This window comes from Kineococcus vitellinus (genome assembly GCF_009906315.1).
Classification (GTDB): domain Bacteria; phylum Actinomycetota; class Actinomycetes; order Actinomycetales; family Kineococcaceae; genus Kineococcus; species Kineococcus vitellinus.
In genome coordinates this window covers 1-1,676 of the sequence record NZ_JAAALL010000512.1, presented here as the reverse complement: position 1 = coordinate 1,676, position 1,676 = coordinate 1, and the positions used below count along the sequence as shown (strand labels likewise).

Annotated in this window: 1 protein-coding gene; it reads right to left on the bottom strand. The window is 75.3% G+C overall.

All coding sequences use genetic code 11. The features are described from left to right. Nucleotides 1–69: 69 nt before the first annotated feature. The gene (locus tag GTQ99_RS22975; RefSeq protein WP_166617976.1) at nucleotides 70–1,629 is read right to left on the bottom strand and encodes a UxaA family hydrolase; all 1,560 of its coding nucleotides are present in this window, start codon (nucleotides 1,627–1,629) and stop codon (nucleotides 70–72) included. Between the last annotated feature and the right edge of the window lie 47 nt (nucleotides 1,630–1,676).

Below are 1,676 nucleotides of genomic sequence, written 5' to 3'. Positions count from 1 at the left end.
CGGGGACGGCGCCCAGGGTGCTCAGCGACAGGCGGGCGGGCGAGGTCGCGGAGGTGGCGGGGGCGCTCATCACATCACCGCCCCGAGCTGCCACGGCTGGAACTCCTCGTCGCCGATCCCCAGCTCCTCGCTCTTGCTGCGCCGCCCCGAGGCGACCTCGAGCACGAGCTCGAACAGCTCGCGGCCGGCCTCCTCGAGCGTCTGCTCGCCGGTGAGGACGCGCCCGCAGTCGACGTCCATGTCGTCCTCCATGCGCGCGAACACCTCGGAGTTCGTGGCGAGCTTGATGCTCGGCGCGGGCTTGCAGCCGAACACCGAACCGCGGCCGGTGGTGAAGCAGACCACGTTCGCGCCGCCCGCGACGAGGCCGGTGACCGAGACGGGGTCGTAGCCGGGGGTGTCCATGAAGGCGAAGCCCTTGGCGGTGATCGGCTCGGCGTACTCGTACACGGCCTCCAGCGCGGCCGAACCGCCCTTGGCGACCGCCCCGAGGGACTTCTCCAGGATGGTCGTCAGCCCGCCGGCCTTGTTGCCCGGCGAGGGGTTGTTGTCCATGCTCCCGCCGTGGGCGGCCGTGTACTCCTCCCACCAGCGGATGCGCCGCAGCAGCTTCTCCGCGACCTCGGGCTCGCGGGCGCGCCGGGTCAGCAGGTGCTCGGCGCCGTAGACCTCCGGCGTCTCCGCGAGCACCGAGGTGCCCCCCTGCGCCACCAGCAGGTCGGAGGCGATGCCGAGCGCGGGGTTCGCGGTGACCCCGGACCAGGCGTCGCTGCCGCCGCAGTTGAGGCCCAGGACCAGCTCGGAGGCCGGCACGGGCACCCGCCGGGCGGCGTCGACGAGCGGCAGCAGCTCCCGGACGCGTTCCACCCCGGCCTTGACGGTGAGGGTGGTGCCGCCGATCTCCTGGATCGTCATGGCGACGACGGGCACCTCCGGCGGCAGGTCGAAGCCGGAGGTGAGCGCCGCGACCTGGTTCACCTCGCAGCCGAGGCCGATGACGAGCAGCGCCGCGAAGTTGGGGTGGCGCGCGTAGCCGGAGATGGTGCGGCGCAGCAGCTGCGCCCCCTCGCCGAGGGCGTCCATGCCGCAGCCGGTGCCGTGGGTCAGCGCGACGACCCCGTCGACGTTCGGGTACGCGTCGAGCGCGCCGGGCCAGCGGAAGGTGTCGGCGATGCGCCGGGCGGCGGTGGCCGAGCAGTTCACCGAGGTGAGGACCCCGATGTAGTTGCGGGTCGCCACCCGCCCGTCGGCGCGCACGAACCCGTCGAAGGTGCGCTGCTCGGCCTGCGGCACGAGCAGCCTCGGGCGGGCGTCGACGCCGACGGCGTAGCCCTCCCCGGCCGCGTCGGCGCTGCCGGCGCCGGCCTGCGAGGCCGTGAAGGCGAGGTTGTGGACGTGGACGTGCTCGCCGGCGGCGACGGGCGCCGAGGCGAGGCCGATGAGCTGGCCGTACTTGCGCACCGGCTCGCCGGCGGCGACGTCGCGCAGGGCGACCTTGTGCCCCGCGGGGACGTCGGAGCGCAGCGTCAGCGAGCCGGCCTCCCCCACGGCCGCGAGGTCGACGACGGTGCCGGCCGCGAGCGCCTCGCGGGCCACGGCGACGGTGTCGCCGGGGGCCAGGCGCAGCAGCGGCGCGACGGCGGCGGGTGCGGCGCCGTCGCGCCGCTGCTGCGCCT